Here is a 21,927-nt window from a genome sequence, read left to right on the forward strand (position 1 = left end):
CAAAAACTCGCACCCACGGTGCGAGTTTTTTAGTTTTGGGACAAAACGTAGAAATTATGAAACGATTGGTTTTCCTATTTGCCGTGTTGTCCTTTACTTACAGCAAAGCGCAAACTGACCTAAATGACCTTTTAGCTGCCGGCCTTGCCGATGCGGAACAATTTTCCAACGACTACCTGGCTCCGGTCATGGAGGGCGCCATATACAGTTTTTCCAACGGATGGTACAATACGGCCGATGCAAAACCCCTGGGTGGTTTTGAGATTTCGATCATAGGCAACATCTCTCCCTTTAAGAACAAGGACGATAAAAAAAGTTTTGTCCTGAATACGGCAGATTATGAGAACCTGCAGTTTGCTGATGGGAGTACCTCCGGCATCGTTTCGTCCGCCTTGGGCGATATTGATGGCGTAATGGTCTTTGTAGAGGCCGAGGTGGCCCCCGGGGTCACCGTACGCGAAGATTTTGAATTGCCGAACGGATTGGCGGGCGAAGACCTGAATTTTATCCCCTCGGGTTTTGTACAGGCCAGCGTAGGACTGATTAAGGGAACCGAGATCAAGGCGAGGTTTTTACCTAAAATAGATACCGATGACGTTGCCATTTCCCTATACGGTTTTGGGATACAGCACGATTTTACCAAACATCTGCCCGCCGATAAACTTTTGCCCGTGGCCATTTCTGCCGTAATTGGGTATACCCATTTGGACGGTAGCTACGATTTTACCGATTCGGCCCTTATCGCAGGGCAAGACCAAAGAATAGATACCAAGATCAATACCTGGGTATTCCAGGCGGTGGTGTCCACCAGATTGCCCGTAATCAACTTTTATGGCGGCCTGGGCTATCTTACCGGAAAGTCGGAGACCGATGTCCTGGGGACCTATGTAGTCACCTCCGGACCTTTTCAACAGACCTATATTGATCCCTTTTCGGTCAGCAAGGATGCCAGTGGCGTTACCGCCAACTTGGGTACCAAGCTAAAACTGGGCTTCTTTAGATTAAATGTGGACTATACCCTGGCAGAATTCAACAGCCTCTCACTTGGACTTAATTTTGGGTTCAGGTAATAGGATGGGCCAGAAGCGGATATAGAAAAGAAATTCAAACCTAAGGTTTTACGGTACAGGTGGCACCGGTACTTTACCGTGCTTCCCACGGATTTGTTAAACAACTTTTGGTGACTTATTTAACCTCTGTAGAAGACCTGTTCAACATCTCTTTGAGACTTTGCAGCTAACTCAAAATAAGTATGCAGCCATCTCTTGAGGACTTTGCAGCTAACTTAAAATAAGTATGCAGCCATCTCTTGAGGACTTTGCAGCTAACTTAAAATGAGTATGCAGCTTTCTTATAAAAAGTATGCGGCCAACTTTTTATGATTTAGCGGGTCCAAAAAAAACTCTATTTATAGGGTTTGCAGGAGGAGATTTTGGAGGTAAAAAGGGCTGATCTGACATGATTTATCAGTTCGAGCGCTATGCCCGAGGCAGGCGGGCAGTGGAGAACTCTTACAAATGGGCAGTCTGCTATGATTTGCTACCCTTCCGTCCCCGACGCTCACTTTGCTCGGTCGGGGCCACCTTCCCTTAACAAAGGGAAGGAGCTATTTGGAATGCCAAATGATGAATTTCGAATGACAATGAGCTTTGATTTGTCATTCCGAGCCCGCGAGGAATCCCCGGCCCGCATGTGGTTCCCTAATTGTCAGTTCGAGCGCAGTCGAGAACTCACAAAGACTCTAATATTCTTGACATCTCGATTGTACTCGATGTGACAATACAGAAACAAAAAAGGCCCCGAACATCGTCAGGGCCTTACTCATAGCATTTTTAGGGAATTATTCACGGACGGCAAGGATGTTGCCCGCATTATCTTTGAGGAGCGTTCCCGCTTCGGATTCCTCCATGGTGACTATATCGTCCGAAAATTCGGCAATACCGGGATAGGAGATGGTATAGACCCCATCTTCCTGGCTCCACTGAAAATCGGTGATGATCGTAAGCTCGTTGTTGATATAACTATGGAATCGGCCCAAGTAGGCGTCGTTAAAGATCCATTCCCTTCGTTCGGACTGTTTGTCGGTACTGCTTTGTTCGTTTACCTCTTCATTGGTCCATATACCAATGACCGGATCATTGTTTTCTGGTATTCGGGAACAGTTACTGGCAAAAATGATGGCCAGGATCGCCACAAATGAAAATAACTTTTTCATCTAGTAGGTTTAATTTGATTTGGGTATGTATGCGAACGTAAAATCTTGAACAGGTATTGTCAAAAATCGACGTACGGCACCTTATTTTGGGTTTCTTCGTTGAAGTGCTGTTTTTTTTAACATTGTACTGTAAAATTTGGAAGTTTTGGCGACAAATTAAAAGTTCATTAATGTCTGTTATGCTGATGTTTTTCTGTTAAAATTCAGTATTTTTGGAGCGCTTTAAAAGGAACTCAATAAAAACGAAAAAATATAAATAGATGAAAGTTACCGTAGTAGGGGCAGGTGCTGTTGGCGCAAGTTGTGCAGAGTACATCGCCATAAAAGATTTCGCGTCGGAAGTAGTAATATTGGACATTAAAGAGGGCTATGCAGAAGGAAAGGCCATGGACCTGATGCAAACCGCATCCCTAAATGGTTTTGACACCAAAATTGTGGGGACCACCAATGATTATTCCAAAACGGCCGGTAGCGATATTGCGGTAATCACTTCTGGAATTCCTCGTAAACCGGGAATGACCCGGGAGGAATTGATCGGCATAAATGCGGGGATCGTAAAAACGGTCTCGCAGAGCCTTATTGAACATTCGCCCAACGTAATCCTGATCGTGGTGAGCAATCCCATGGATACCATGACCTACCTGGTGCATAAGACCACCGATCTTCCCAAAAACAGGATCATTGGAATGGGCGGTGCGTTGGACAGTGCCCGCTTTAAGTACCGTTTGGCCGAGGCCATGGAGGCTCCCATCTCGGATGTGGACGGCATGGTGATCGGAGGGCATAGTGATACGGGTATGGTTCCCTTGGCCAGACATGCTACCCGGAACAGTATTAAGGTGTCCGAGTTTTTGTCCGCCGAACGTTTGGAGCAAGTAGCTGCCGATACCAAGGTGGGCGGGGCCACCCTGACCAAACTTTTAGGGACCAGCGCCTGGTATGCTCCAGGGGCCGCAGTGTCCGGATTGGTACAGGCCATTGCCTGCGATCAACATAAAATGTTCCCCTGTTCTACCTTCCTGGAAGGGGAATATGACCTGAACGATATCTGTATCGGGGTACCCGTTATTTTGGGCAAAAACGGTATTGAACGCATTGTGGATATTGAACTGGATGAGGCGGAAAAGGCCAAAATGCAGGAGAGCGCCGAAGGGGTCGCCAAGACCAACGGGTTACTGCAACTCTAGTCCGCAACAAGAGAAGACCAAAGGGCATCCATTCTTGATCGGTATCGGGAGCGGATGCCCTCTTATTTGGGAATAACTCATAAATATATTGTCAATTCCTATCGGAAATAATATATTTGCACGCTGTTAAGAAGACCATCAATAAATACAGATAACTAATGCAGAATAAAGGACTTATAAAGCTTTTTGCCTTCTTGTTCGGGATTGTGAGCATCTATCAACTTTCCTATACTTTTATTACCAGCAAAATTGAAAAGGATGCGGAAGCTTTTGCCGTAAACAGCATTTCGGAAGCTGAAGATAACTATGTAGGGAAACGGGAGGCCCTGGAAATACGCTATTTGGATTCCATTGGGAAAAATACCATCCTCGGGTTTACCGATTACAACGAGGCCAAGAAAAAGGAACTGAACAAGGGATTGGATCTCAAGGGCGGAATCAATGTTACCTTACAAATATCAATTAAGGACATCTTAAAGGGTCTGGCCAACAATACCAGAAATCCGATTTTCAACAAGGCTCTGGCCGATGCCGATGTAGCCTCCAAAAACAGTGATGACACCTATTTGGAACTCTTCTTTGACGCTTTTGACAATGTAAAGGGCGATACCAAACTGGCCTCTCCTGATATTTTCGCCAACAAGGGCCTTAGTGATGCCATTAATTTTCAGATGACCGATGATGAGGTAAAGCCCATTATCCGAACAAAAATAGACGAGTCCATCGTATCCGCTTTTGAGGTGCTACGGGAACGTATAGATGGTTTTGGGGTAACACAACCCAATATTCAACGGATCGGTAGTTCAGGAAGAGTACTTATAGAATTACCGGGCGCCAGGGATATTAATCGAGCGCTGGATATTGTTACTAAAACCGCCCAGCTGGAATTTTGGGAAACCTATCCCAGGGGCCAACAGAGCCTTAACAATTTCTTCGTGGCCGCCAATGACAGGCTAAAAAGCTTGGTAGAGGTAACACAAGAAGACCCGGTAAAACCGGAATCGGAAATAGATTCGCTCTTGTCCGATGTTTCCCAGGATTCTTTGGATCTGGCTACCCAAGTAAACCCGCTTTTTGATTTGATCCAGGGCCCGGCCAATGGCTACGGTACTTATAAGTTTGCCCTTAAGGATACCGCCAAGGTAGGGGAGTACCTCAGAATGCCCGAAATTGTCCGCTTGCTGCCCAACGATGTACAGTTTACCAAGTTTGTATGGGAACGCCCTGCACAGGACGCGGAACTGGTAGATCTTTACGCTCTAAAATCCAACCGTGATGCCCTTCCTAGGATCAGTGGCGATGTGGTAAGTGATGCCAGGTCCCAGTTTGATCAGTTCAACAGACCGGCCATTGGCATGGATATGAACGTAAGAGGGGCCAAGGAATGGGAAAAATTGACCAATGAGGCCAATTTGAACAATACCGGTATTGCCATTGTGCTGGATAATAAAGTATATACCGCTCCCGGTGTTTCGCAGGTAGGGGGCATCTCTGGCGGAAGTTCCGAGATTACGGGAACTTTTACCGTAAACGAGACCAAAGATATTGCCAATGTTTTACGTGCCGGTAAATTACCGGCATCGGCAGAAATTATACAGTCTGCGATTGTAGGACCTTCCCTGGGACAGGAGGCCATAGACAGTGGTCTAACGTCCTTTATGATCGCCATGGCCATCGTTTTGATCTGGATGATTTTCTATTATGGCAAGGCAGGGATTTTTGCCGACATCGCCCTGATGCTGAACATTCTTTTGATTTTCGGAGTGCTGGTAAGCTTAAATGCGGTATTGACTTTACCAGGTATTGCCGGTATCGTTTTGACCATAGGGATGTCCGTGGATGCCAACGTGCTTATCTTTGAACGTATCAAGGAAGAGCTGGCCAAAGGGAAAGGCAAGGGCGAGGCCATCGCCGATGGTTTTAGCAATGCGCTGTCCTCCATTTTGGATGCGAACATCACCACAGGGCTAACAGCCTTGATTCTCTTCGTGTTCGGTTCAGGCCCCATCAAAGGATTTGCCACCACCCTGCTTATCGGTATTTTAACGTCCTTGTTTACGGCCATCTTTATTACTCGCTTGTTGGTAGATTGGTACGTTAGTGGCAAGGGAAGAACCTTGGATTTCTCTACGGCACTGACCAAAAACCTCTTTAGGAATATCAACATCAACTTCCTGGGCAAACGCAAGATTGCCTACGCCCTCTCTTTTATTCTTGTTGGTATTGGCCTGTTTTCCCTGATTACCCAAGGCTTACAGCAAGGCGTGGATTTTGTAGGTGGACGCTCCTATCAGATTCGTTTTGAAAAAGTGGTGAATCCATCAGAAATTGCTTCGGAACTCAATACCGTTTTTGGAAGCGGTACCAATGTAAAGACCTATGGGGATGCCAATCAGATAAAAATTACCACACCCTACAAGGTAGATGTGGAAGGGATTGAGGTAGACAACGAAATCCAGAACAAATTATATACCTCCTTGCAGAAGTACCTGCCCGATGGCACCACTTTTGATAATTTTATTGTGGGCAGCAATGAACAATCCATTGGTATTTTGCAATCGATCAAGGTAGGGCCTACCATCGCGGATGATATTAAGAAAAATGCCTTTTTGGCCATCATTGGCTCCTTGGCCGTGGTGTTCCTGTATATTTTGATCCGTTTCCGCAGATGGCAATTTTCTCTTGGAGCGGTCGCGGCCGTCTTCCACGATGTACTTATTGTATTGGGCATCTTTTCCATTACCGGCAAGATCATGCCCTTCAATATGGAAATAGACCAGGCCTTTATTGCGGCCATCCTTACGGTTATAGGATACTCCCTGAACGATACCGTGGTGGTGTTCGATAGAATCCGGGAAATCGTGAACGAAAAAGGATGGAAGTCGGGCAAGAACGTAAACTTGGCACTGAACAGTACGTTGAGCCGTACGTTGAATACCTCGCTTACTACCTTGGTGGTACTCTTGGCCATCTTTATTTTTGGCGGGGAATCCCTAAGAGGATTCATGTTTGCCATGATCGTAGGTATCATTGTGGGAACCTATTCTTCCCTCTTCATTGCCACACCGGTCATGTTCGATACCTTAAAGAAGAAATTTAAATCTGGGGAAGCTTAAGAAAAAGCAATTGCAAACCTGAAAAGAGCCCCGAACCGGGGCTTTTTTTTATGGTAGCGTTAGTACCCTCCATGCGGAGTGTATATGTGACTAAAACTGTCAGTTCGAGCGCAGTCGAGAACTATTTAAAGTTTGTCAGCCCTAAAGTACATCTCGACTGCCTGCCGGCAGGCAGGCCTTCCAGAGTCTTGTACGGAGGGCGGGCAAGTTTTCAAGCAGTAATAAGGGTGAGGGTGCTTTTTAAAAAAGGAAAGGTTCGCTAAAAAAAGTGTAAATGTCAGTTCGAGTGCAGTCGAGAACTCTTGTGGAGTCCTCTTTTTTATTACATCTCGACTGCGCTCGATGTGACACCTGCGATGAATTTCCAAAACTACAGCATCTTCCCGATAGAACCGGATTCGTGCATGGTAAGGGCGTAGATAAACTGGGGTTCCAATCCTTTTTCCTTACGGTGCGAAACAAAAACGATTGCAGTGCTGCTCTCCTTGGCTATTTTGTTGACCAAGGCCACAAAAAGTGCGGCACTTGTATCATCCAGTCCGGCCGTAGGTTCATCCAAAATAAGCAAGAGCGGGTGTTTGATCATGGCCCGTACGGTCATGAGCAAACGCTGGTTTCCCATGGACATTTCATGAAAATAGGTGTCCTTCAGTTCCCATAGGCCGATGAGTTGCAACCATTCCTTGGCAAGCCTTAACTCGGCTTCGCTGGGCTTCACGTAAAGGCCCACGGAGTCGTGCAGTCCCGAGATCAGCATATGCTCCAGGCTATGGTAGCCCGTAAACTTGTCGGTCATGGCCGGGGTAAAGTAACCAATGCGCTTTTTGATGTCCCAAATGCTTTCGCCACTGCCCTTTTTCTGGCCAAAAATATAAAGCTCCTGGCCGTAGCCCTTACTATTTTCACCGGTGATCATGGACAATAGGGTGGTTTTTCCACTTCCGTTCTTGCCAATGAGCTGCCAAAATTCCCCCGGCCCGATCTGCCAATTGATATCCCGGAGTATAGGTCTGCCCCCGTACTGAACGGATACGTTCTTAAAGGCGATCAACGCTTCTCCGTCAAAGGAAAAAAGCACCAATGGTGGTGGTATGGGTGCGGTAAAGGAGGTGTTGGTTTTGTCAGATACCGCGCCAAAGGGGTTCCTGGTACGGACCCGGCGTAGGGAGCGTCCTTCCAGCTCCACGAACTGGGTGATAAACGGCAAGAGGTCATGGCTTCTGCTTACGATCTGCACTAGGGGGGTATGTTCAGAAATGGTCTGTAGTCTTTTGACCAGATCGGCCTGTGTCTCCGTATCCAGATTGTCAAAGGGATTGTCCAGGATAAGAAAATCGGGCTGCGTTTTCAACAGGTGTTTCAGCAATGCTTTTTTTTGCTCACCACTGGACATGGATTTTAGGCTCTGGGCAACGCCTTTGGTAATTATTTTTTTATCGTGCCGTTCCTCCTCGTCCATAAATCGGTTCAATTCCAGTTTGGAGAAAAGTGCGCCCCGTTGGCCCTGTAGATCGGTAAAAAGATCATGGTCGGTTCCGCGCATGAGCAGATCAACGGCAAACCCCTTGTCCGATCGGTTATTGATAAAAATGGCCCAGTGTTGTCTTTGCCCCACGGCGTTGCGGTTATGTAGTTGGGAAAAATATGGATTATTGGGGATAAACCCTAAAAATATGTACAGGATTGTCTCGGTATACCGTGGTCGTGTCCAGCTGCATGCCCAGCTGCTTGGCCACTTTCTGGGAGGGAATATTGTCTACTTGAATAATAGAGATCAGCGAATCGGCAAGACCACGGGCAAAGGCAAAGTTTTTGCATTTAAGGGCAGCCTCCGAGGCATAGCCCTGTTTCCAGTACCCGGGAAGGATGGAGTAGCCAATTTCCAGTTCCCGTCGTTGATCTACTTCTTGCACCAAAAGGCCACAGAGTCCGACCAATTTTCCGTTGGATTTTAGGACCAGTGCGTTCATACCGCCCAGGCCCTTTTCGTACCGTTCAAACGTCCGATCAAACTGTTGTGTACAAGCTTCCTCAGGACTTTCGGGCAGGCCTTCCCAAAATTGTGAACTACGCTTGTCCTGATGAAAGGGCAGCCATTCGCCAAAATCGGTCTTGAGGAGCTTTCTAAACGACAGGCGCTGGGTGGTTTCACCTTCCAGGAGATAGTCCATCGATGTAAATTTTGTTACTGACGTACAAATTCCAGTCGGTCCCCAATTTCCATCTGCCATTTCTCCACAAGCCCGGCATTGATCTCCAAAACGTATTGTACGGGGACTTTGGAAGACAGGCCGGTTTCATCCAAGGGCAGGGCGTTTTGTTGAAAACTGGCGATACGCAGCTGCTCATCAATAAAGACAAGATCCAAGGCGATTTCGGTATTCTTCATATAAAAGGAGTGCATGGCCACATCGGGAAAAATAAAAAGCATGGCTTCCTTTTCGCCCATGGAAGTGCGGTACATGAGACCGGTCTGGGTCTCATAGTCGGTCTCGGCAATCTCTATGTCAAAACGCGTCCGTACCGAATCGGTCTCTGCTTTGTACACGGTAAGTTCCCCTTCCTTGGTAAAGGCAATAGGTGCGGTCTTGATTACTTTTTTGGGTTCCTCCTTGCAGGAAAAGACCAGTAGAGCCAGCAATAGCGGTGCACCAAGTTTTAGATACTTCATTTGGCCGTACTTTCGGTTTTCCTGTTGGGCCTGAACATAAAGTACAGCCCGATCAAAATAAAGGGAATACTGAGCCATTGACCCGTGGATAAGAGGCCCAGGGACTCCTCGAACCCGCCCTGACTTTTCTTGACGAACTCCACAAAAAAGCGGATGGTCCATAACAGTACCAAAAAGAGGCCAAAAAGATAGCCCAGCTTGTTCTTTTTATCGGTCTTCCAATACAGGTAATTTAGGATCAAGAAGACAAAGATATAGGCGATTCCTTCGTACAATTGCGCCGGGTGCCTATACGGGACGCTTTCCAATGCGTTGGAAAATTTCGGCGAGGTCGCAATTAGATCATAGGCGGCGTTTACCGTTTTTTCCTTGGTCAGGGACAGGGCCTCTGACGGACTGATGTGATTTCGTATAAACTTGGTGGCAAAGACAAAGGACTCATCCACCTTTTCTCCCACAATCTCCGAATTGAAAAAATTTCCCAGGCGCACGCAAAAGGCCCCAATGGACACGGGAATGACCACACGGTCCAAGATGCCCAGGATCTTGAAATCCGGATATTTCTTGGTATAGAGGTACATGGCCAGGATAACGCCAATGGCGGCACCGTGGCTGGCCAAGCCGGTGAAGCCGGTAAATTCATAGCCGTTGATAATGCCGAAGAGCGATTCGCCCGCACTTTCGCGTATGGGCAACAGTATTTCCAGTAGATGATCCTTATAGTAGGTCCAATCGTAGAAGAAAACATGGCCCAGGCGGGCGCCCAACATGGTGGCCAGAACGGTGTAAATGAACAGGGAATCCAATTGGTCCATGGATTTTTTCTCGTTTAGAAAGATACGTTTCATAATGTACCAGCCCACGGCGAAGGCAACGATCCAGAGAAGGTTGTAATATTTTATTTGCAATACCCCAATTTTGAAGAGTGTTTCATTGGGATTCCAGATAAAACTTAAAAAATGCATTTGTTTTTATTTTGAAGGGACTAATATAAGTAAATACTAGGTTAGTAAAGCGTATTTCTGCACTTGTGTTGTGAATTTATGGGTCAGGGTGTCAGCGGGTCCTGTGAGCTGTGTTAGGGCACTGGATCGTATCCCTTTCCGCCCCAGGGGTTACAGCTGAAAATACGCTTAACAGCGAGCCACCCGCCTTTGAACAGTCCATGTTTTTTGAGGGCCTCCAGGGTATATTGGGAGCAGGTAGGGGTATACCTGCAACTTGCCGGGGTAAGGGGCGATATAAAGTTTTGATAAAATTTTACCAAAAGTACAAAGGGAGCTATGAGTATCTTCTTCATCCTAAACAAAACATTTTCCCTTGGCGCCTAAGTGGCCCAAAGGGGACCCAAGCGGTATCAACTAATTATGAAAGGCTAAAGGTGGTGCCCTCCTTGCCATCTTTTAACTGAATGCCCATACCGGCCAATTGGTCCCGTATTTTATCGGAAGTGGCAAAATCCTTGTTGGCCCGGGCCTCGTTGCGCAATTCTATCAATAGGGTGATTACTTCGGACAATTTATCCGTACCAGATTCCGCACCGTTTTTCCCCTCCAGCCCCAGTACATCGAACACAAAATCGTGCAGCGTCCTTTGCAGAAGATTTTTGTCCTCTGCGGTAAGGGTTTCCTTCCCCTCTTTGATCAGGTTAATGTGCTTTACCGCCTCAAACAGATTGGCGATGAGGGTGGGCGTATTAAAATCATCGTTCATGGCCGTATAACACTGCTGTTTCCATGCGGCTACATCAAAACTGGAAACGGCATGGGTCTCCAGATGGGGCAATGCATCCATCGCTTCCATCAGTTTGTTGTACCCTTTTTCGGAGGCCAATAAGGCATCGTTGCTGAGGTCCAGAATACTGGTATAGTGGGCCTGCATCATAAAAAAACGGACCACTGCAGGCGCAAAGGCCTTGCTGAGAATTTTATTTTCCCCTGAAAATATTTCCAACGGCAAGATATTGTTCCCGGTGGATTTGGCCATTTTTTTACCGTTTAGGGTAAGCATATTGGCATGCAACCAATAGTTGACCGGGGCATGGCCATTACTGGCTTCGGCCTGCGCAATCTCGCATTCGTGATGCGGAAATTTCAGGTCCATTCCCCCTCCGTGGATATCAAATCTTTCTCCCAGGTATTTGGTGCTCATGGCGGTACATTCTAAATGCCACCCGGGAAAGCCGTCGCCCCAAGGGGAAGGCCAGCGCATAATGTGCTGTGGCTCGGCCTTTTTCCATAGGGCAAAATCCTGTGGGTTCTTTTTTTCGTCCTGGGCGGCCAGTTCGCGGGTATTGGCGATCATGTCCTCCAGTTTTCTGCCACTCAATTTGCCGTACTCGTATGCCTCGTTGAACTTTTTTACATCAAAATAGACGGAGCCGTTTTTTTCATAGGCATACCCTTTGTCCAGAATATCCTTGATAATTTCTATTTGCTCAATGATATGTCCGGTCGCCGTGGGCTCTATACTAGGGTGCAAAAAGTTGAACTTATTCAAAATATCATGGAAGTCCACCGTATAGCGATGTACCACTTCCATAGGTTCCAACTGTTCCAGTCGGGCTTTTTTGGCTATTTTATCCTCCCCGTCCTCTGCATCGTTCTCCAGGTGGCCGGCATCGGTTATGTTCCGGACATAACGCACTTTATAGCCCAAATGCTTTAGGTACCTAAAGATCATGTCAAAGGACATAAAGGTGCGGCAGTTTCCTAAATGCACATTGCTGTAGACCGTAGGACCGCAAACGTACATCCCTATATGACCCTCATTTATAGGTTTTAGCACTTCTTTTTTGCCGGAAAGGGAATTGTAAACTTTTAAGGCCTGATCTTTATACAGTTGCATTTTGGGCAAGGCAATTAAAAATTGGTATCTAGATTAATGTAGTCCAAAAATTCGCGCCGTACCGCTTCTTCCTTGAATTTGCCGCCATACTCCGCCGTCACCGTACTGCTCTCAATGTCCCGAATTCCCCTTGAATTCACACATAGGTGTTTGGCATCAATGACGCAGGCAACATCCTTGGTGCCCAGCACTTCCTGGAGTTCTTTTACAATTTGCATGTTTAAGCGTTCCTGAACCTGTGGCCTTTTGGCATAATAATCCACTATACGGTTCATTTTGGAAAGACCTACTACCGTACCGTTGGAAATGTAAGCTACATGAGCCTTGCCCACTATGGGTAGCAGGTGGTGCTCACAGGTAGAATATAAGGTGATGTTTTTTTCCACCAACATCTCGCCGTACTTGTACTTGTTCTTGAAGGTGGAGGAGGTAGGCTTCCGCTTCGGATGCAGCCCTCCAAATACTTCCTTGACAAACATTTTGGCCACTCTATTGGGGGTGCCGTTTAAGCTATCATCCTCCAAATCAAGGCCAAGGGTGAGCATAATATCCTTTACACTGCCCTTGATGCGTTCTATTTTTTCATCGTCGCTTAGAAGAAAGGCATCCTTGCGTAAGGGGGTTTCACCTGAGGAGGAAACATGCCCGTTCCCAATCTCTTCAAAATGCTCTTCCATGGTGCTATCCAATTTCATAGGCCAACTTTTGTATATCAAAAAAGATATAATTATATAAAAATAATGAATCCCGACCAACCGGGATAAACACTGCTACAAACTTCCAAATTGTATCCTACTTTCGAGCCTGTCCTTTCAACAAATACAACACCCTCCGTTCCATGAAAATCAGGCCCAAAAGAACAGCAAAGATATACATAATATGGCACTTAATACCATGTTTAGGGTGTTACACAACATAAATTAGTGTTAAGGTAGCACAGCTTGTAATTTTATATTACCCAACGTACACCTGCTTATGAGGCATTATGGTTTGGTCTTATGGATTATCCTTTTAATGGGGATACGCGCTAGCTTGGCCCAGGTTGCACCTGATTGTGCCAATGCGGTACCTATTTGCAATAACACACCGGTAAATGGGGGTACACAGGGATGGGGTACTGATGACTTTAACGGGGCCTTGCAAACAGGATGTTTGGAACAGACGGGTTCCGGAGCCATAGAATCCAATTCGGCCTGGTATCGGTTCCGCACTTCAGCTTCCGGGGAACTGGGGTTCAATATTGGTTTTGATACTTCCGAAGATTGGGACTTTGCGCTTTATCGTGCAAGTGACTGTAACAACCTTGGAGATCCGGTCCGGTGCAATTTCTTTGATAACAGCGATGGCATGGCCTTTATGGGAGTAGGGGTAGACCCTACAGGAGCCACCACGGTGCTTTACGAGGATTGGCTGCAGGTATCCCCAGGGGAAGATTACTACCTCTTGGTCAACAATTTTAGCAATAACAATTCGGGATTTTCCATTCAGTTCTCGGGAAACATATTTGTTACCAATCCCAACGATGCACTGGATTGCTCCATCATCAGTAATCTTTTGGGCCCTCCACTTTCTGCCTGTGATAACGCGAACGTGGTACTGGACGCCACCACTACTGGAGCGCTATCCTATAATTGGTACCAGGATTTGGGGAGCGGTTTCCAGCAACTGACCGGAGAACACAACCCAACACTACAGGTCACGACCTCCGCTTTGTATCGCGTAGAGGTGGCCACTTCTGGTGGAACTACGATAATCAGCGATGTGCAGGTAGCATTTACAGCTACACCTACCGCCCATCCGATGACGCATGATGAAATCTGTTCGGATGCTGGAACCTATGACCTCTCCCAAAAGGATGCTGAGGCCTTGGGAGCACAGGACCCCAACACTTTTATGGTAAGCTATCACAGCACTCTCGTCGATGCGGCCAACGGTGTCAATGGCCTGCCCAGGTTATATCCCATAAACCCTGGTACGGAAACCTTGTACGTACGTGTCTCTTCCGTGGCCAATCCCAACTGCTTTGATGCTTCCCGACAGTTTGAACTGACCACGGTAGAAACGCCTGTGCTGGACTTTCCGACAGCCGTATTTTTATGCGAAGGGGATACCATGACCACTATTGGACCGGCCATACCCAATGGCAGTACTTCCTATCAGTGGGATACAGGGGAAACTACGGCCAGTATTACGGTTTCGCAGCCGGGAACCTATACGCTTACCGCCACCAACCACCAGGCCGGCCTGAGCTGTGAAAATACCAGAGCTGTGCAGGTGGTCATCTCCGAAATTCCTGAAATTATGGATGTCATTATCACCGATCTGGAGGATAACAATACGGTCACTGTGGTTCCGGCAGGAGCCGGAGCATACGAGTATCGCCTGGATAATGGTCCGTACCAAACGGATCCTACCTTTACCAATGTGACCGAGGGCACGCATATGGTCGCGATAAACGATCTTAATGGATGTGGTACGGATACGGAAACGATAACAGTGGTGGGCTTTCCAAAATTTTTCACCCCCAATGGCGACGGGGTGAACGATGCGTGGCACATAGTGGGCATCAATACCTTGGAAAACCCTGTGGTGTCTATTTACGATCGCTATGGGAAGCTGCTCAGGCAAATGGACCAAAATAGCCTGGGTTGGGACGGCACTTTTAACGGTAGGAGTTTACCAGCCTCCGATTATTGGTTCAAACTAAGCTATACCAACCTGGAAGGCCAGAACATCACCGCAAAATTTGTGGATAACCACTTTTCTTTACGACGGTAAAGACGGTCGGTGGTCCGTTCATCGATAAACTGTACAAAATCTGGGTTGAAAATATACTAAATCCAGGGCTGGGGAGTTATTATTATGATTATTTGAATAACATTAGCCCCATCACTCTATGCAAACACGTATCTGTGCTATGTTTTGCCTATTGCTGTTCTCCTACGCAGTAAGTGCGCAAAACTCTCCGGATTGCAGAACGGCCATCCCTGTTTGTGCCGACGCACCTATTATTTCAGAAACCAATGGTTTTGGTGACATTGAGGATTTTGATCCCAACCTTGTCAGGCAAAGCGGTTGTCTTGAAAAAGGAAGCATAAGTTCTGCCAACATTGAAAATAATACGGCCTGGTATGTGTTTCGAGCAGGAACCGATGGGCAGTTGGGTTTTGATATCGAGGCCCTTTCGCTTACGGCAGAATGGGATTTTGCGCTTTACGGTCCTTACGGCCCTACCTCTGCCTGTGCGGAAATCGGCGATGGTACGGCGATACCCATACGGTGTAATTATGAAGTAAATGACACCTCCTTTACCGGTATTGGAGTCAATCCTGAAAATGGACAGGAAGGGGCACCCTTTTTGGTGGGAAGTCAAAACACCTATGACGAATGGTTGGATGTAGTGCAGGGAGAGATTTACTACCTGCTGATCAACAACTTTAATACGAATTTTAACGGTGACCCCGAGCCCTTTTCATTGACCTTTACCGGTTCTTCGGTAAACGCCAATCAGAATACAGCCTTGGATTGTGTCTTTCGGGATGAGTTTTTGGGATTGGATATTATTGCCTGCGAAGGAGATCCCGATGTTATTTTGAGCGCACTGCGCTCCCCTGCCGGTGCAGACATTGTTCGGGTAGATTGGTCGGTAGATTTTGATGATGACGGCACTATTGACCAGACCCTTACGGGCACGGGTCCCTTTGGTGCCGAACTGGCCGTAGCCAGCCCCAATTCCGGGCGCTATTTTGTGACCATTGAGGATATCTTTGGCGTAATACTGACCGATGATGTATTGATAACCTTCTACGGGATACCAGTATTGCAGGAGGTCACCATACTGGATAGAAATGTAGATGATGATGATATCAGCAACAACAATGTGGAAATTGTTGTGGATGGTGACGGCGACTACGAATATGCCATTAATGGGGGCGAATTCCAGGACGACCCTGTTTTCCTTGATATACCGCCTGGGGAAAATACCGTAATCATCAACGATAAAAATGGCTGTGGTACAACGGAGGCTATTCCTTTCCTGGTGGTAGGCTATCCCAAGTTCTTTACACCAAATGGCGATGGTATTCACGATGCCTGGAATATCCTTGGTATTGAAACGCTTACCGATCCGGTAGTTTTCATTTTTGATCGATACGGAAAACTACTAAAACAACTGGATGCTACCACCATAGGGTGGGACGGCACCTTTAATGGCCGTGATCTTCCTTCTTCGGATTATTGGTTCAGGGTAGAGTTTTCCGAGGATCAGGATGGCATCATCGTGGCCACGACCAAACGGGCCCACTTCTCCCTAGTACGATAGATAACAAAAAAAGACCCTGTACAGGGCCTTTTTTGTATTTGTTAGGGCGGTTTTCCTAGAAATTTAAAGTAAAGCCCAAGGTTACATTGGTATTTATATTGTTGATGAAGGCCGGCGTGCTGATGCCAGTGTCGAACAATTGCTGATTAAAGTCCTGTTCGGTACGATTAACGGCCAGGTCTAATCTGCTACCTCCAAAATTGAATCCGATACCTGCCGAATACCCTTCCAGATCTCCTACGGTTACACCATCCTCGTAGGGACTCTGCTCAAAGCGATAGCCACCCCTAAGGCTTACCTTATCGATCCGGTACTCACCGCCCACCCTGAACGTGGAGACTGCACCGAGCGTATTGGAAATAAAATCGTTTTCGGAAGCGAAACTGGGGTCGCTCGAAGGCCGCAATTCGGCTTGTGACATATCCTGATACCCATAATCAAAGCTCAATAGCCCATCCTTTCCAAAAATTACCGCGACACTACCGGTCAGTTTTCCAGGTGTCTTTATCCGATATTCCTCAAAAAGGTTTACAATATTAAAATTGATGAAATTGAGGTCCGGATTTTGTACCGGCGAGTCGGTGCTTATGCGCTGCGAGGTATCGTCCGTTAAGTTGTACCATGTGGGCGACTGGTAGCTTCCGCCCACTCTAATATTATCATTTAATTTTGCAATGGCCCCCACACTAAAGGAGAAGCCGTAGCCCTCGGTATGCAAGAAATTGTCAAACCGGGTAGACTGAATCTCGGAGGCAGGGTCGTATCCCGTTTCGTCAAAGAGTGTAATACGGTCATAGATGACTGAGTGGAAGTTCAGGGACGCCCCCAAAAAGAGGTTCTCCTGGTATTGGGAACTCATGTTAAGGGTAAACTTGCCGTTATAGCCCGAGGTACTTTGTAGGAACTCCTGATTAACGCTATTATAGATGGCGTTGGAAACGTAAGAGGTGTTGTCGTCCAAATCTTCTTCTGGCTCAAGGATTCCCGATTGAAACCCTAGGAAGGCCTGCTGTGGGCCAAATCCAAGATTGGACCCAATATCTAGATAGGCCTCCTCAATAAACTCTCCGTCCTGAACGCGCAATGGCCCTAAGGCGACTCCTTGGGCAAAATTCAAAAAGTAGTTGTCCAAGCCTTGTGTACTGTTGCCCGAGGCAAAGAACTCATCGTCAAAATTTTGCACAAGATCGTAGTTGATAGCAAGCGCCACCTTTTTCCAGTCTGAATTGTCGTTGGTGCTTTTAAAGACAAAAACAACCCCTGCCTGATTGATATCCACATTGTTCAACTGCGTGTTGTTAAAGCTGTTGAAATAGCTAACATCATTGTCGCGGTTAAAGTTGGATCCCGAAATGCTGAACTGACTGTGGTTGAATACGGCCGAGCCAGCGGGGTTGACGTTGATGGCCGACAAATCGCCTCCCAAAGCCCCAAAAGCGCCGTTCAAGCCTTGGAAACGTGCCGTTCCCTGTAGGTTTTCTGTACTGTAACGCAGTACATCGTTGATATTTTGGGCACCTGCAACAGCGCATACCAATACCGCTAGGAAAGTAAAATAACTTTTCATAGAATTAATTTTTTAATGTTTTCGATTTAATTTCTTCTACCACTGCTTCTTCCTCCGGACGACCTTACGCCTGAGGATCGTGAAGAAGATCTGCCCGAACTTCTATAACTGCCCGAGCTCCTGGAACTACTGCTACGAGAACTTCTATAGCTACCAGAGCTCCTGGAACTATTGCTACGAGAACTTCGGTAACCACTACTCCTTGGGGTACTACTGCGACCAGAACTTCTGTAATTTGAGGTTCGCGGTGAACTACTTCTATAGGACTGGTTTGTTCTGGAAGTACTACTCCTATAAGTACCTCTGGAGGTACTGGTCCTGTTGCCGCTGCCCCTTCTATAGGTACTGGTCCTTGGGGTGCCGCTTCTATAGGATTGGTTAGTCCTGGAACTGCTGTTGTATCTAGGTACCGCCCTGGTGCTCCTGCTGGTACGGTAGGATCGGTTTCTGGCCGCGGCATCCACGCCCACGGTCCTTCTCGCTGTAGTCCCCGTTCTATATCGGCTTGAACTTCTGGCCGCCGTACTTCTATTGATGTTAGATCGTCCACTGTTGGTTCGGTATCGGCTCGTAGTACCCCTGCCGGTCCTACCAATATTGGATCGGCCCCTAAAGGAAGTACCTGCCACGGCGTTTCTATTGTAGTAGCCCCTGCGTCCTCGGTTAAATGCGAAATTGCGGTTGCCATAGTATCCGCCATAATAGGGCCTGCCGTAAAAGCCGCCGTATCCGTAATAGGGATAGCCATAAAATCCGCCAAAGCCAAATCGGCCAAAGCCAAATCCTCCATAACCATACGGATAACCAAAGCCATATCCGTAGAAGGGGTATCCAAAGCCAAAGAACGGATCTCCAAACCCGAACCCAAAATATGGGTTTCCAAAACCAAAGCCGCCCCAGCCCCAGTTATCATAGATATTGATGCTTACGCTTGAAGGACTCTCGCCCCATCCGGTATAGCCATTATAGTCATTATTGGAATCGAAATAATCGGTTTGCCCCGCAGCCGCCAAGCTGTCGTTTTCGGCCCCACCGTAATAGCTATCCACATCGGTGAAGACCTCGCTATCCAAAATTTCATCATACTCATCCGCTTTTTGCCCAAAATAGTCACCGTAAGCATTGCTTTCCTCTTCCTGTACTTTTTGCCTCGGCCTTTCCGATCTTTCGACAGAAACCCGGCGTTCGCCCGAGTAAATACCGTCATTATCGTAATAGGAAGCCTGCTGATAAGAACCGCAGGAAACCATAAAAATACCCAAAAGGACAAACAGGAATACCATTCTAATTTTAGGGCGGGGTAGCGAATGTATCATCGTTGTAAATTTAATTGTTGAACATAGTAAAAATAGTTAGTTTTACCGAACTATTTTTTAAGGACTAAGTCACAAGTTTTGTGCCAAACTACTAGTAATGGGTAAAAATTTAACGAAAAGAGACGAGGATTATTCCAAGTGGTATAATGAACTTGTGGTAAAGGCCGATTTAGCAGAAAACTCGGGAGTGCGTGGCTGTATGGTCATCAAACCCTATGGTTTTGCCATCTGGGAGAAAATGCAGGCCGCTTTGGACAAAATGTTCAAGGAAACTGGGCATGAAAACGCCTATTTTCCATTGTTTATCCCCAAATCGTACCTAAGCAAAGAGGCCAGCCACGTAGAAGGCTTTGCCAAGGAGTGTGCCGTGGTCACCCATTATAGATTGAAGAATGCGGACGATGGAAGCGGCATTGTGGTGGACCCTGAAGCAAAATTGGAGGAAGAGCTAATTGTTAGGCCCACCTCCGAGACCATAATTTGGGATACCTATAGGAAATGGATCCAATCTTACAGGGATCTTCCCCTGTTGATCAACCAGTGGGCCAATGTGGTACGTTGGGAAATGCGTACCCGCTTGTTTCTCCGTACGGCAGAGTTTTTATGGCAAGAAGGACATACGGCCCATGCCACGGAGAAAGAGGCGGTCGAGGAGGCAGAGCAAATGATGCATGTGTATGCCGATTTTGCGGAGAACCATATGGCCGTACCGGTGATAAAGGGAACTAAAACGGAAAGTGAACGTTTTGCAGGGGCCGTGGAAACCTATTGTATAGAGGCCTTGATGCAGGACGGGAAAGCGCTTCAAGCTGGGACATCGCACTTTTTGGGACAAAATTTCGCCAAAGCTTTTGATGTGAAATTTGCCACAAGGGAAGGAAAACAAGAATATGTTTGGGCCACTTCCTGGGGTGTTTCCACACGCCTTATGGGAGCTTTGATCATGACGCACAGTGATGACAACGGACTTGTACTCCCACCTAAGTTGGCCCCCATACAAGTTGTTATTGTTCCCATCTATAAGGGTCTGGAGCAACTGGATGCCATTTCTCAAAGGGTGAACCCCTTGGTAGAGGAACTTCGGGCCAAGGGCATTTCCGTAAAATTTGACAAGAGGGATACCCACAAGCCCGGTTTCAAGTTCAACGAATATGAATTGAAGGGGGTACCTCTGCGGCTGGCCATTGGCCAACGCGATCTGGATAACGGTACTTACGAGCTGGCCCGAAGGGATACCCTGGAGAAGGAAACCGTGGCCGGGGAAGAAGTGGTAGGCAGGATCGAAGTGCTATTGGCCGATATGCAAAAAGCCATTTATGACAAAGCACTTGCCTACCGGGAACAACATATTACCCAGGTAGATTCCTATGACGAATTTAAAAACGTTCTGGAAGAAAAGGGCGGTTTTATATCGGCTCATTGGGATGGAACGGCCGAAACCGAAGAACGGATTAAGGAGGAGACCAAAGCTACGATTCGCTGTATTCCGATAGCCGTGGAAAAAGAATCGGGAAGCTGCATGGTTACTGGAAAACCATCACAGGAAAGGGTGTTATTTGCCAAGGCATATTAAATGATGCCAAAAAATAATATATAGGTGTTGCGATAGTAAAAAATAATTGTATTTTTGCATCCGCAATAACCGAAAGTTAAAGGGTGGGCATTTGGTTCACAAAGAACTACTGAACAGGGGGAGTTGAAAATTGGACTTCCGACCTTTAATTTTTAGTATGGCCCGTTCGTCTAGGGGTTAGGACGCCAGGTTTTCATCCTGGTAACAGGGGTTCGATTCCCCTACGGGCTACAAGGGAAGTATATGATGGAATTTCAAAGGTGTGATACACCGAACCTAATCTACTTCCGAGTTCTAACTTTTAATGGCCCGTTCGTCTAGGGGTTAGGACGCCAGGTTTTCATCCTGGTAACAGGGGTTCGATTCCCCTACGGGCTACAAAAAAAGCGTGTAGCGGAGTTTTAAAAAAAAATAACAAAAGGTAATATGGCAAATCATAAGTCGGCATTAAAGAGGATTAGAAGGAACGAAGCAGTTCGTTTGCGCAACAGGTACCAGCATAAAACCACACGTAATGCTATCAAAAAATTACGTTCTGAAACAAATAAGAAAAAAGCGAATACCTTGTTACCTTCTGTAATAAGCATGATCGATAGGCTTGCAAAGCGCAATATCATCCATGCCAATAAGGCCGCGAACCTAAAAGGTAAATTAACAAAGCAGGTAGCCGCTCTCTAAATTTACCCGTATACAATTGATACAAACGCCTTTCTTTTGAGGGGCGTTTTTTATTTTGGAATAGAGGCGCTTTGGCCAAGCTAACCTGTAAAAGGTTCTGTTTTAATTACTTCCACTGAAATGTCTTCGTGCGATACCTGGTACTGACCACCGATGACCAGATTAAAAAAGTGCAAGGAGGCTTCCCGCCTTATCTTTCCCTTTAACATATCCATGTCTATTTCCCCACCTTCCTGTCGCCATATGAAACAGGAGTGCTCCTCGATTTGAACAATTTTGTGGGTTGCCTTGTATTCTGCGATGTACGGAGTCATCTTCTAAAAAATTGGTTTGTTTTCTGTTGGCTTGTTTGCCCCGTAGGGGCGAATATAAAAATATGGACTTTAGTCGTTTTTGTAGTCGAAAATTTCCGATTTCCCTTATTTATTTTTAACGA

The 21,927-nt window shown here is 46.7% G+C and carries 18 protein-coding genes and 2 tRNA genes; 9 read left to right on the forward strand and 11 right to left on the reverse strand.

Annotated features, from left to right (window positions below; translation table 11 throughout):
* Window positions 1–56: 56 nt before the first annotated feature.
* Window positions 57–1,070, forward strand: a complete 1,014-nt coding sequence (locus ACRD67_RS12045; protein ID WP_430967402.1) for a DUF6588 family protein — start codon at window positions 57–59, stop codon at window positions 1,068–1,070.
* A 770-nt stretch (window positions 1,071–1,840) separates the two neighbouring features.
* Here ACRD67_RS12045 and ACRD67_RS12050 read toward each other — a convergent pair.
* Window positions 1,841–2,215, reverse strand: a complete 375-nt coding sequence (locus ACRD67_RS12050) for a hypothetical protein (protein ID WP_430967403.1) — start codon at window positions 2,213–2,215, stop codon at window positions 1,841–1,843.
* A gap of 260 nt (window positions 2,216–2,475) precedes the next feature.
* Here ACRD67_RS12050 and ACRD67_RS12055 point away from each other — a divergent pair, with 260 nt between their 5' ends.
* Together ACRD67_RS12055 and secDF are read left to right on the forward strand one after the other, a co-directional pair.
* Window positions 2,476–3,402 carry a malate dehydrogenase gene (locus tag ACRD67_RS12055; protein WP_430967404.1) on the forward strand — a complete coding sequence of 309 codons (927 nt, stop codon included), beginning with the start codon at window positions 2,476–2,478 and terminating at the stop codon, window positions 3,400–3,402.
* 158 nt (window positions 3,403–3,560) lie between these two features.
* Window positions 3,561–6,518: a protein translocase subunit SecDF gene (gene secDF, locus ACRD67_RS12060; RefSeq protein ID WP_430967405.1), complete on the forward strand. Its 2,958-nt coding sequence runs from the start codon at window positions 3,561–3,563 to the stop codon at window positions 6,516–6,518.
* A 370-nt stretch (window positions 6,519–6,888) separates the two neighbouring features.
* On the opposite strand, the gene ACRD67_RS12065 is transcribed toward secDF, so the two are convergent.
* From ACRD67_RS12065 to folE, 7 genes are all read right to left on the reverse strand, one after another.
* Window positions 6,889–8,133: an ABC transporter ATP-binding protein gene (locus ACRD67_RS12065; protein ID WP_430967406.1), complete on the reverse strand. Its 1,245-nt coding sequence runs from the start codon at window positions 8,131–8,133 to the stop codon at window positions 6,889–6,891.
* Between the two features lie 34 nt (window positions 8,134–8,167).
* Window positions 8,168–8,689, reverse strand: a complete 522-nt coding sequence (locus ACRD67_RS12070; protein ID WP_430967407.1) for a GNAT family N-acetyltransferase — start codon at window positions 8,687–8,689, stop codon at window positions 8,168–8,170.
* 14 nt (window positions 8,690–8,703) lie between these two features.
* Complete coding sequence (locus ACRD67_RS12075) at window positions 8,704–9,189, reverse strand: DUF192 domain-containing protein (protein WP_430967408.1); 486 nt, start codon at window positions 9,187–9,189, stop codon at window positions 8,704–8,706.
* Window positions 9,186–10,154 (reverse strand): prolipoprotein diacylglyceryl transferase, encoded by a 969-nt coding sequence (lgt, locus tag ACRD67_RS12080; RefSeq protein ID WP_430967409.1) that lies wholly within the window; start codon window positions 10,152–10,154, stop codon window positions 9,186–9,188. Before lgt ends, ACRD67_RS12075 begins: the two co-directional genes overlap by 4 nt.
* Window positions 10,155–10,267: 113 nt before the next feature.
* Complete coding sequence (gene yidD, locus ACRD67_RS12085) at window positions 10,268–10,489, reverse strand: membrane protein insertion efficiency factor YidD (protein WP_430967410.1); 222 nt, start codon at window positions 10,487–10,489, stop codon at window positions 10,268–10,270.
* Between the two features lie 65 nt (window positions 10,490–10,554).
* Window positions 10,555–12,036, reverse strand: coding sequence for a cysteine--tRNA ligase (gene cysS / locus ACRD67_RS12090; RefSeq protein WP_430967411.1), 1,482 nt, complete (start codon window positions 12,034–12,036; stop codon window positions 10,555–10,557).
* A 14-nt stretch (window positions 12,037–12,050) separates the two neighbouring features.
* Entirely contained in the window at window positions 12,051–12,731 is a 681-nt protein-coding gene (gene folE, locus ACRD67_RS12095; protein ID WP_430967412.1) for a GTP cyclohydrolase I FolE, read from the reverse strand.
* Between the two features lie 280 nt (window positions 12,732–13,011).
* On the opposite strand from folE, the gene ACRD67_RS12100 reads away from it, so the two are divergent.
* Window positions 13,012–14,814: a T9SS type B sorting domain-containing protein gene (locus tag ACRD67_RS12100; protein WP_430967413.1), complete on the forward strand. Its 1,803-nt coding sequence runs from the start codon at window positions 13,012–13,014 to the stop codon at window positions 14,812–14,814.
* A 118-nt stretch (window positions 14,815–14,932) separates the two neighbouring features.
* Window positions 14,933–16,357 (forward strand): T9SS type B sorting domain-containing protein, encoded by a 1,425-nt coding sequence (locus ACRD67_RS12105; RefSeq protein WP_430967414.1) that lies wholly within the window; start codon window positions 14,933–14,935, stop codon window positions 16,355–16,357.
* Between the two features lie 55 nt (window positions 16,358–16,412).
* On the opposite strand, the gene ACRD67_RS12110 is transcribed toward ACRD67_RS12105, so the two are convergent.
* Together ACRD67_RS12110 and ACRD67_RS12115 are read right to left on the reverse strand one after the other, a co-directional pair.
* Window positions 16,413–17,924 (reverse strand): OmpP1/FadL family transporter, encoded by a 1,512-nt coding sequence (locus ACRD67_RS12110; RefSeq protein WP_430967415.1) that lies wholly within the window; start codon window positions 17,922–17,924, stop codon window positions 16,413–16,415.
* A gap of 26 nt (window positions 17,925–17,950) precedes the next feature.
* Window positions 17,951–19,240: a hypothetical protein gene (locus tag ACRD67_RS12115; RefSeq protein ID WP_430967416.1), complete on the reverse strand. Its 1,290-nt coding sequence runs from the start codon at window positions 19,238–19,240 to the stop codon at window positions 17,951–17,953.
* A gap of 97 nt (window positions 19,241–19,337) precedes the next feature.
* On the opposite strand from ACRD67_RS12115, the gene proS reads away from it, so the two are divergent.
* From proS to rpsT, 4 genes are all read left to right on the forward strand, one after another.
* Window positions 19,338–20,813 (forward strand): proline--tRNA ligase, encoded by a 1,476-nt coding sequence (gene proS, locus ACRD67_RS12120; protein ID WP_430967417.1) that lies wholly within the window; start codon window positions 19,338–19,340, stop codon window positions 20,811–20,813.
* Between the two features lie 159 nt (window positions 20,814–20,972).
* A tRNA-Glu gene (locus ACRD67_RS12125) sits at window positions 20,973–21,044 on the forward strand.
* Between the two features lie 75 nt (window positions 21,045–21,119).
* Window positions 21,120–21,191, forward strand: a tRNA-Glu gene (locus ACRD67_RS12130).
* Window positions 21,192–21,239: 48 nt separating this feature from the next.
* Entirely contained in the window at window positions 21,240–21,491 is a 252-nt protein-coding gene (gene rpsT, locus ACRD67_RS12135; protein ID WP_430967418.1) for a 30S ribosomal protein S20, read from the forward strand.
* A gap of 80 nt (window positions 21,492–21,571) precedes the next feature.
* Here the strand turns inward: rpsT and ACRD67_RS12140 are convergent, their stop codons facing one another.
* On the reverse strand, window positions 21,572–21,805 hold the full coding sequence (locus ACRD67_RS12140) for a GTP-binding protein LepA (RefSeq protein WP_430967419.1): 234 nt from the start codon (window positions 21,803–21,805) through the stop codon (window positions 21,572–21,574).
* Window positions 21,806–21,927 lie beyond the last annotated feature (122 nt).

Origin of the sequence: Eudoraea algarum (assembly GCF_050589645.1) — a bacterium.
In the GTDB taxonomy this organism is placed as follows: Bacteria; Bacteroidota; Bacteroidia; order Flavobacteriales; family Flavobacteriaceae; genus JBNGOQ01.

Excerpts from the sequence above, each read along its gene's own strand:
- cysS (WP_430967411.1), bottom strand. The coding sequence starts at position 12,036 with ATGCAACTGTATAAAGATCAGGCCTTAAAAGTTTACAATTCCCTTTCC.
- ACRD67_RS12110 (WP_430967415.1), bottom strand. The coding sequence starts at position 17,924 with ATGAAAAGTTATTTTACTTTCCTAGCGGTATTGGTATGCGCTGTTGCA.
- ACRD67_RS12100 (WP_430967413.1), top strand. The coding sequence starts at position 13,012 with ATGAGGCATTATGGTTTGGTCTTATGGATTATCCTTTTAATGGGGATA.
- ACRD67_RS12055 (WP_430967404.1), top strand. The coding sequence starts at position 2,476 with ATGAAAGTTACCGTAGTAGGGGCAGGTGCTGTTGGCGCAAGTTGTGCA.
- ACRD67_RS12050 (WP_430967403.1), bottom strand. The coding sequence starts at position 2,215 with ATGAAAAAGTTATTTTCATTTGTGGCGATCCTGGCCATCATTTTTGCC.
- folE (WP_430967412.1), bottom strand. The coding sequence starts at position 12,731 with ATGAAATTGGATAGCACCATGGAAGAGCATTTTGAAGAGATTGGGAAC.
- ACRD67_RS12075 (WP_430967408.1), bottom strand. The coding sequence starts at position 9,189 with ATGAAGTATCTAAAACTTGGTGCACCGCTATTGCTGGCTCTACTGGTC.
- secDF (WP_430967405.1), top strand. The coding sequence starts at position 3,561 with ATGCAGAATAAAGGACTTATAAAGCTTTTTGCCTTCTTGTTCGGGATT.
- rpsT (WP_430967418.1), top strand. The coding sequence starts at position 21,240 with ATGGCAAATCATAAGTCGGCATTAAAGAGGATTAGAAGGAACGAAGCA.
- ACRD67_RS12140 (WP_430967419.1), bottom strand. The coding sequence starts at position 21,805 with ATGACTCCGTACATCGCAGAATACAAGGCAACCCACAAAATTGTTCAA.
- ACRD67_RS12070 (WP_430967407.1), bottom strand. The coding sequence starts at position 8,689 with ATGGACTATCTCCTGGAAGGTGAAACCACCCAGCGCCTGTCGTTTAGA.
- ACRD67_RS12105 (WP_430967414.1), top strand. The coding sequence starts at position 14,933 with ATGCAAACACGTATCTGTGCTATGTTTTGCCTATTGCTGTTCTCCTAC.
- yidD (WP_430967410.1), bottom strand. The coding sequence starts at position 10,489 with ATGAAGAAGATACTCATAGCTCCCTTTGTACTTTTGGTAAAATTTTAT.
- ACRD67_RS12045 (WP_430967402.1), top strand. The coding sequence starts at position 57 with ATGAAACGATTGGTTTTCCTATTTGCCGTGTTGTCCTTTACTTACAGC.
- ACRD67_RS12115 (WP_430967416.1), bottom strand. The coding sequence starts at position 19,240 with ATGATACATTCGCTACCCCGCCCTAAAATTAGAATGGTATTCCTGTTT.
- proS (WP_430967417.1), top strand. The coding sequence starts at position 19,338 with ATGGGTAAAAATTTAACGAAAAGAGACGAGGATTATTCCAAGTGGTAT.
- lgt (WP_430967409.1), bottom strand. The coding sequence starts at position 10,154 with ATGCATTTTTTAAGTTTTATCTGGAATCCCAATGAAACACTCTTCAAA.